The sequence below is a fragment of the Sphingobium sp. genome, assembly GCF_049304695.1.
In the GTDB taxonomy this organism is placed as follows: Bacteria; Pseudomonadota; Alphaproteobacteria; order Sphingomonadales; family Sphingomonadaceae; genus Sphingobium.
In genome coordinates this window covers 112,708-120,314 of record NZ_JBAQOK010000061.1, presented here as the reverse complement: position 1 = coordinate 120,314, position 7,607 = coordinate 112,708, and the positions used below count along the sequence as shown (strand labels likewise).

The window sequence follows — 7,607 nt, the reverse complement described above, 5'->3', positions numbered from 1 at the left end:
ACCCGAAAAGCCCATCAATCCGAATGCGGTGAAACAAACGCCAGCGATGCCGGTCGTCCGCGCAATACAGCCAGCCGCAGCAAATGCCCAGAGCGGGCCCGAAACCGAGCGTCGTGAATAAGAGAGGTTAGATCTCAATCGAAGGAGACCGCCCATGGAACAGATTATCCGCATTGGCATGGATACGTCAAAACATCTCTTTCAGCTGCACGGTGTGAATGCAGCGGAACAGCCGATTTTGCGCAAGAAGCTGCGACGCAAGGAAATGATCGACTTCTTCCAGAAGCTGCCGTCAACGGTGGTCGCCATCGAGGCGTGCGGCGCCTCACATCATTGGGCCCGCCTGCTGGGCTCGTTCGGTCATGAGGTGAAGCTGATCGCACCACAATTGGCAAAGCCGTACGTGAAGCGCGGCAAGAATGATGCCGCCGATGCCGAGGCGCTGTGCGAGGCCATGAGCCGCCCGACAATGCGCTTCGTGCCGGTAAAGACCGCAGAACAGCAGGCAGCGCTAATGCTGGTCGGAATGCGCGACAGGCTGGTGAGAAGCAGAACCCAACTCGCCAATGCGATCCGCGGCTACGCTGCCGAGTTCGGACTAACCACAGCCAAGGGCATATACAAGATCGAGCCGCTGCTCGAACGCACTGCAACCGATGAGACCGTTCCGACATTGGCACGCGAACTCTTCGCGTTGCACGCCAGCGAATACCAACAGTTGGAACGGCAGCTTGAAGACGTCGAGGCAAAGCTACTAGCATGGCACCGCAAAAATGAGTGCAGCCGACGCCTGGCCCAAATTCCAGGCGTCGGGCCGATTGGCGCATCGCTTCTCATGATGAAAACGCCCGCCCCGGAACTCTTCGCGTCGGGGCGTCAATTTGCAGCTTGGCTAGGCCTGACCCCGAAGGATCACTCAACCGCCGGCAAAGCAAGGCAGGGCGTTATCACGCGCGCTGGCGACGAAGCATTGCGAAGTATACTGGTGGTCGGGGCCACATCATTGCTTCGACGTGTCAGGGATGGAAGCGGAAAAAATGCCACGCCCTGGCTGCTCTCCATGCTCAAACGCAAGCCGCCCAAGCTGGTGGCCGTGGCATTGGCGAACAAAATTGCGCGGATCGCTTGGAAAATGATGGCCACCGGCGAAACTTATCGAAAAAGCGTCGTGCTATCAGAGTTGAAATGCACGGCATAAGAGATCAGGCAGCGATGGTGAGCGGACAGTCAGAGCTACCATCCTGAACTGATGCGTGAACTTGCAAGAAACAGCAGATGGTGGATCGATCGATCCGAGACGCGTGATAGCCCGTATGCGCCAGTGGCCGTTGCAGGTCGCAGCCTTGTTTGGAACTCGTGTCGCGGAAACCATCTTGGCCAGCGTTCATGTGCGAACGCACCCACAGGCCGGACATATGAACGCAAGCGATCCGATCAATATTATCTGCCAAATCTTGCAGGGAGGGGGCCGTCCACATATGGCGCATCATGACAATCGGACGCCGCAAATGGGCGCGTGGGTCATGATCAATGCAGGTTGGTATTACCCGTTGGACGGCGACAAATGGCGCACTCTCGCCGGACCGCTCAATAAAACGCTGATGGCAGGTTCCGGCCGAAGCGGTTATTCACGCTCGGGCCGTAAATGGCTTAAGCTGGTCGCGAGCGCCCCCAAGGTCGCGCCGAAGCAATGGCTAATATGCAGATATTCACATTCGCAATGTTCAAATTGCAGTGGATTATGGTAGACGCAGACAGATATAAAAAAATTGTCAGAACGGCGAAAATGGGCATCGAACCTTGCTGCTTTTTTGCTTGCGGGTACAATTGAGGGTATCGACATAAAGCATTTTCGACGACTAAGATTTTAAAACAATTGGGTAAATTCTGACTTCGAGTCCTCTTCTGGCACCAGAGACCTTTCCGGCGACGTCCGGGAAGGTCCAGCAAGCAGCTGGTTTTACAGCTTTTTTTCAGTGAAAATCGCCAAATTAAATCCGGGCTCATCCACCCGAATCCATCGACAGCACCATCAGATTGATGGTGTTTTTGATGGTGCTGGAGAGCCCCTTTAGAGCTGGCACCATCATGGCACTGAATCATATCCAGATCACCAACGCCAAACCCGGGATAAGGCCTATAAACTGGCCGACGCCGATGGGCTGTATCTCGCCGTCCAGACGAACGGTACGAAACTCTGGCGCATGAACTACCGGTATCTCGATCGACAGAAGACGCTCTATTTCGGCGCGTGGCCCGAGGTGGGGCGGCATCAAACCCGCGTTATCGTTCTCGGCGCTTGCGGGGTGCCAGGCGCGTGATGGTGCGCATCGATGATCGTGGTCGTTATGCAAGTCCTGCCTTTTCGACATGCGTAACGACAGGTTCGTCCCGTTCTTTGCGTTCCGAGTAGCGATCGACCAGTTGGTCTGCATGAGGGCGTAGCAAAATGGTGAACCGGACAAGTTCCTCCACGACATCGACGATACGATCATAATAGGCCGACGGCTTCATCCGCCCCGCTTCGTCGAACTCCTCATAGGCCTTGGCGACGGAGGACTGATTGGGGATCGTGAACATCCGCATCCATCGTCCAAGGACACGTAGCGTATTGATGCTGTTGAACGATTGCGATCCCGCCGACACCTGCATGACCGCCAGCGTCCGTCCCTGCGTCGGCCGCAGCCCTTTATAAGCGAGCGGCAGATGATCGACCTGCGCCTTCATGATGCCGGTGATCTGGCCATGGCGTTCCGGGCTGCACCAGACCTGGCCTTCCGACCAGAGCGAATGGGCACGCAATTCATGGACGGCGGGATGATCGTCACCAGCGACCTGATCGGGCAGCGGCAAGTCGCGCGGATCGAAGACGCGCGTCTCGCACCCGAAATATTGCAGCAGGCGCGCGGACTCCTCGACGACGAGCCGCGAATAGGACCGATCCCGCAACGATCCGTAGAGAAGCAGGATACGGGGCGGCGGATCCAGTTCGGCAAGGCCGAGCGCCGGACGGTGGTACGCATAATCCTTGTGCAGTGCGGGCAGTTCATCGGCATCCGTTAGCGTACGAAGATAGTGAAAGGCGGCGAGATCTGCGCTATGTTCCTTCATGGTCATGCCCGATCTCTCGCAGGAACCGTATCCGGGAACCAGCGCCGCCCAAACCAGAAGGCGACGTTCACCAGCAGGATGAGCACCGGCACCTCCACCAGCGGACCGATCACCGCTGCGAAGGCAACTGGAGAAGCCAGGCCGAACGCGGCAATGGCGACCGCGATCGCCAGCTCGAAATTATTCCCCGCCGCCGTAAAGGCTACCGCCGTGGTACGTGGATAGTCGCTTGCGATCAGCTTGCCCATGAAGAAGCTGATCGTGAACTGCACGACGAAATAGATGGTCAGCGGGATGGCGATGCGGATCGCATCGCCGGGCAACGTGACGATCTCGTTGCCCTTCAGGCTGAACATGGCGACGATCGTGAACAACAGGGCGATCAGCGTCACGGGACCGATCCTTGGCAGGAATACACCTTCATACCACTCATCGCCTTTCGCCCTGACCAACAGTTTGCGGGTCAGATATCCCGCCAGGAACGGAACGCCCAGATAGATCAGCACGGCCTGTGCTATCGTCCAGAAGCTGACGTCGATGACGCTGCCCTCCAGCCCGAACAGCGGCGGCAGGAAGGCGAGGAAGAACCAGGCATAGACGCTGAAAAACAGGATCTGGAAGATCGAGTTGAACGCGACCAGCGCCGCGACATATTGATTGTCGCCCTTGGCCAACTGGTTCCAGACGATGACCATGGCGATGCAGCGGGCAAGGCCGATCAGGATCAGGCCTGTCATATATTCCGGCTGATCCCGCAGGAAGATAACCGCCAGCGCGAACATCAGCACCGGCCCGATGATCCAGTTCTGGATCAGCGATATCGCCAGCACCCGCCTGTCCTCGAACACGCGCGGCAGTTCTTCATAGCGCACCCGCGCAAGCGGCGGATACATCATCAGGATAAGGCCGATGGCGATCGGGATGTTCGTCGTGCCCCATGACAACCCGTTAATCGCTTGCGGCAGCCCCTCGACGCTCGTGCCCAGGCCGACGCCAAGCGCCATGGCCAGGAAAATCCACAAGGTGAGGTAGCGATCGAGGAACGAGAGCCGCTCTGGTTTTGCCGGTGCCGTCATGGCCGCGCGCGGTCAACCATACGGGCGCCGGCGGCATCCACGACCTGCTCGCCATCTTCGTTGGCAAAGGCGCCTTGCTGGGCCGCCGGGATCAGGTCGAGCACGGCTTCGGAAGGGCGGCAGAGTTTCACGCCCAGCGGCGACACCACCAGGGGGCGGTTAATGAGGATCGGATGCGCCATCATCGCATCGATCAGCGCGGCGGCGGACAGGCTGTCATCATCCAGACCCAGTTCTGCGAAGGGCGTGCCCTTTTCCCGCAGCAGGGCGCGGGGGGCGATCCCGGCACGCGCAATCAGGCTTTCCAGCATGGCGCGCGATGGCGGCGTCTTGAGATATTCCACGACATGCGGTTCGATCCCCGCGTTACGGATCATAGCCAGCGTGTTGCGCGACGTACCGCATTCCGGGTTGTGATAGATGATGATGTCCTGTGTCATAGGTCCGCTCCCACCTTGTTGCTGGCGCCGTCGCTTTGTCCGATTTCCTTGAGCTTGCGGCGGGTCGCCATGTCATCGAGGCTGGAGAGCGGCAGTGCCAGGAACAGGGCGATGCGATTCTGCAGAAAGCGCAGCGCCTGAAGGAATGCGTCGCGCTGCCCCTCGCCCTCGACCGCCGCAGGATCTTCGATGCCCCAATGCGCGGTCATCGGATGGCCGATCCACACCGGGCAGGTCTCGCCTGCCGCATTGTCGCAGACGGTGAAGATGAAATCGAACTGCGGCGCACCCGGCACGGCGAACTCGTCCCAGCTTTTCGAGCGCATCCCGCCGACCTCGAAGCCCAGCCCGGAAAGCACTGACAGCGCCATGGGGTGGACTTCGCCCTTGGGCTGGCTGCCCGCACTCCAGGCGCGAAACCGGCCTTCGCCCAGCTTGTTCATCAACGCCTCGCCCAGAATGGAACGGGCCGAATTGCCGGTACACAGGAACAGGACGTTATAGATTTTGTCGGTCATGCTGAGGCTCCCTGGGAAACGGCATCGCAACGGATGGATGAAAGAAGGCTGTCGCACATCTGGGGATCGCCCTGACAGCAATCGGCCATCAAAAAGCCGAGCAACGCCTGCATCCCGGCATAGTCCGCAGCATAGTGAATAAGACGGCTCGTCCGCCATGAGGTGGCAAGTCCGGCCTGCTCCAGCTTTGCCAGATGGTGGGACATGGTGGACGGCGGCACATCCATTGCCTGCGCAAGCGCGCCCGCAATCATGCCATCGGGACCGGCCTTCACCAGCAGGCGGAACACCGAAAGCCGTGTATCCTGTGCCAGCGCGGCAAGCGCGGCGACAGCTTTATCCTGATCCATTGCTACCCTCGATTCGATCATCGTCGAATTATGGTCCCACAAGACGTCCGTCAATGATATTTCGAGAAACGCAAAAATATCGAATCATGTAGTCTCTCTGTCATCATCGCGTGGAAGGAGATTTTCCTAAAGGAGACCTTTCATGCTGGCTGCCCGCCGTTTCGCTTGCGCTTCCATCGTTGCGCTACTCATCACCGCAGGTCCGGCGCTGGCCCAGCACGCCACGACGACGGACGCCTATCGCGCGCAGGCAGTGGCCGAACTGGAGCGTATCAAGGCGGATGCACCGGTGATCGGCAAGGCGCGCAACATCATCCTGTTCATCGGCGACGGCATGGGCGTCAGCACCCTGACCGCAGCGCGCATCCATCAGGGGCAGCGGCAGGGCGTGGATGGTGAATCCTTCGTCTCCGCCATGGACCGCCTGTCCAACACCGCGCTGGTCAAGACCTACTCGCACGACGGGCAGGTGTCGGACTCGGCACCAACCGCCACGGCGATCATGACCGGCGTCAAGACCCGCAACGGTGTCATCGGCGTCGGCCCCGAAGTGCCGGAAAATGACTGCGCCGGCAGCAAGGCGCACGAACTGCCGTCACTGTTCGGCTTCGCTCAGGCGCATGGCAAGGCGACCGGCGTGATCTCCACCGCCCGCATCACCCATGCGACGCCTGCCGCCACCTATGCCCACACCGCCCAGCGCGACTGGGAAGCCGATGGCGACCTGTCCGCCGACGCTCGCGCGCAGGGCTGCATCGACATTGCCCGGCAGATGATCGAGGGCGATGTCGGTTCGCGGCTCGACCTGATCCTGGGAGGCGGTCGCGCCAACTTTCTGCCGACGACCAGCCGCGACCCTGAATATGCCGATGGCAAGGGCAAGCGTACCGATCGGCGCGACCTGACGAAAGAGTGGCGCAAGCGCAATCCGCGTGGTGCCTATGTCTGGAACAGCGACGCCTTTGCCAAAGTCGATCTCGCCAAAACCTCGCGCCTGCTCGGCCTCTTTGAACCGGACCATATGCAATATGAAGCCGATCGCACAAAGGACACTGGCGGAGAGCCCTCGCTGGTGGATATGACCCGCGCGGCAATCACCATGCTGGGCAGCCGCGAAAGGGGTTATGTCCTGTTGGTGGAAGGTGGCCGGATCGACCACGCGCATCATGCTGGCAATGCCCGGCGGGCGCTGGAGGACACCATCGCCATGGACGAGGCAGTCAAGGTCGCGATGGAGATGACCGACCGCACAGATACGCTCGTGCTGGCAACCGCTGACCATAGCCACACCTTCGCGATCAGCGGCTACCCCGGTCGCGGCAACCCGATCCTGGGTACGGTGACCAATGGCGGTCAGGCGCTCAAGGCGAAGGATGGCAAAGGCTATACGACGCTGGGCTACGCCAATGGTCCGGGCGCGACGATCGACACACCACGCGCCGATCCGCTCCAGACCGACACGACGGCGCTCGATTATCGCCAGCAGGCGCTGGTGCCGCTGGGATCAGAAACGCATGGCGGCGAGGATGTACTGGCCCGCGCATCAGGGCCGATGGCGCATCTGGTCAAGGGCACGATCGAGCAGCACAGCCTTTATTACATCATGCGCGAGGCGCTCGCGGGGCCGACATCCGAATAGCCTCGCCACTAGGCAGGGAAATCTATCCGTAGCACCGCCACGCATCACCTATCGTCACAGGTGACATAATAGCCCATGCAGGAGGTTCATTCCGCACACTATGTCAGTCCCGAAGACTATGCCGGGCAGACCGTGCTGGTGGTAGGCGGCGGCAACAGCGCCGCGCAGATCATGGCCGAGATGGCTCCGATCCCGCGTGCTGTTCGAACGCACTGTCGCGCGCATGAAGGGCGGCGCAAATGATATGCCGGTCGGCGGCATTGGCGACATCGTCATGGTTCCGCTGGTCAAGGCCGCTCGCGACCGGGGCGACTTGTCTTCGGTAAGGCCTTTTGACCGGATGACGCCCACTGGTGTTGTCTGGCCAGACGGGTCGGACATGGCAGTCGATGCCATCATCTGGTGTACAGGCTTCAGGCCCTCGCTGAATCATCTGGGTGGATTGGGGGTAGTGAAGGGCGATGGAAAGGTCG

The 7,607-nt window shown here is 60.1% G+C and carries 10 protein-coding genes; 5 read left to right on the top strand and 5 right to left on the bottom strand.

Going from position 1 to position 7,607, the window contains the following annotated elements; translation table 11 throughout:
* Positions 1–154 precede the first annotated feature (154 nt).
* The 3 genes from WA070_RS10395 (at position 155) to WA070_RS10385 (ending at position 2,321) form a co-directional block, all read left to right on the top strand.
* Positions 155–1,198 (top strand): IS110 family transposase, encoded by a 1,044-nt coding sequence (locus tag WA070_RS10395; protein WP_037478651.1) that lies wholly within the window; start codon positions 155–157, stop codon positions 1,196–1,198.
* Positions 1,199–1,253: 55 nt separating this feature from the next.
* Positions 1,254–1,748 (top strand): hypothetical protein, encoded by a 495-nt coding sequence (locus tag WA070_RS10390; protein ID WP_422633894.1) that lies wholly within the window; start codon positions 1,254–1,256, stop codon positions 1,746–1,748.
* A gap of 396 nt (positions 1,749–2,144) precedes the next feature.
* Positions 2,145–2,321, top strand: coding sequence for an Arm DNA-binding domain-containing protein (locus WA070_RS10385; RefSeq protein WP_422633908.1), 177 nt, complete (start codon positions 2,145–2,147; stop codon positions 2,319–2,321).
* A 25-nt stretch (positions 2,322–2,346) separates the two neighbouring features.
* Here WA070_RS10385 and arsH read toward each other — a convergent pair whose 3' ends face one another.
* Genes arsH through WA070_RS10360 form a run of 5 tightly spaced genes read right to left on the bottom strand, consistent with a single transcriptional unit; the run spans position 2,347 to position 5,495 of the window.
* Entirely contained in the window at positions 2,347–3,117 is a 771-nt protein-coding gene (gene arsH, locus WA070_RS10380) for an arsenical resistance protein ArsH (RefSeq protein WP_422633893.1), read from the bottom strand.
* The gene (gene arsB / locus WA070_RS10375) at positions 3,114–4,187 is read right to left on the bottom strand and encodes an ACR3 family arsenite efflux transporter (protein WP_422633892.1); all 1,074 of its coding nucleotides are present in this window, start codon (positions 4,185–4,187) and stop codon (positions 3,114–3,116) included. The genes arsH and arsB overlap by 4 nt, the downstream gene beginning before the upstream one ends.
* Positions 4,184–4,627 (bottom strand): arsenate reductase (glutaredoxin), encoded by a 444-nt coding sequence (gene arsC / locus WA070_RS10370; protein WP_422633891.1) that lies wholly within the window; start codon positions 4,625–4,627, stop codon positions 4,184–4,186. Before arsC ends, arsB begins: the two co-directional genes overlap by 4 nt.
* Positions 4,624–5,145 (bottom strand): arsenate reductase ArsC, encoded by a 522-nt coding sequence (locus WA070_RS10365; protein WP_422633890.1) that lies wholly within the window; start codon positions 5,143–5,145, stop codon positions 4,624–4,626. The genes arsC and WA070_RS10365 overlap by 4 nt, the downstream gene beginning before the upstream one ends.
* On the bottom strand, positions 5,142–5,495 hold the full coding sequence (locus WA070_RS10360) for an ArsR/SmtB family transcription factor (RefSeq protein ID WP_422633889.1): 354 nt from the start codon (positions 5,493–5,495) through the stop codon (positions 5,142–5,144). Before WA070_RS10360 ends, WA070_RS10365 begins: the two co-directional genes overlap by 4 nt.
* Before the next feature lie 142 nt (positions 5,496–5,637).
* Here WA070_RS10360 and WA070_RS10355 point away from each other — a divergent pair, with 142 nt between their 5' ends.
* Both WA070_RS10355 and WA070_RS10350 read left to right on the top strand, forming a co-directional pair.
* A complete protein-coding gene (locus WA070_RS10355; RefSeq protein ID WP_422633888.1) occupies positions 5,638–7,134 on the top strand; it encodes an alkaline phosphatase in 1,497 nt (498 codons plus the stop codon).
* A gap of 75 nt (positions 7,135–7,209) precedes the next feature.
* Positions 7,210–7,377, top strand: a complete 168-nt coding sequence (locus WA070_RS10350) for a hypothetical protein (protein ID WP_422633887.1) — start codon at positions 7,210–7,212, stop codon at positions 7,375–7,377.
* Positions 7,378–7,607: the final 230 nt, after the last annotated feature.

Bases quoted from the DNA above. Each gene is read 5' to 3' on its own strand.
- arsH (WP_422633893.1), bottom strand. From the start codon at position 3,117: ATGACCATGAAGGAACATAGCGCAGATCTCGCCGCCTTTCACTATCTT.
- arsB (WP_422633892.1), bottom strand. From the start codon at position 4,187: ATGACGGCACCGGCAAAACCAGAGCGGCTCTCGTTCCTCGATCGCTAC.
- WA070_RS10355 (WP_422633888.1), top strand. From the start codon at position 5,638: ATGCTGGCTGCCCGCCGTTTCGCTTGCGCTTCCATCGTTGCGCTACTC.
- WA070_RS10365 (WP_422633890.1), bottom strand. From the start codon at position 5,145: ATGACCGACAAAATCTATAACGTCCTGTTCCTGTGTACCGGCAATTCG.
- WA070_RS10350 (WP_422633887.1), top strand. From the start codon at position 7,210: ATGCAGGAGGTTCATTCCGCACACTATGTCAGTCCCGAAGACTATGCC.
- WA070_RS10395 (WP_037478651.1), top strand. From the start codon at position 155: ATGGAACAGATTATCCGCATTGGCATGGATACGTCAAAACATCTCTTT.
- arsC (WP_422633891.1), bottom strand. From the start codon at position 4,627: ATGACACAGGACATCATCATCTATCACAACCCGGAATGCGGTACGTCG.
- WA070_RS10360 (WP_422633889.1), bottom strand. From the start codon at position 5,495: ATGGATCAGGATAAAGCTGTCGCCGCGCTTGCCGCGCTGGCACAGGAT.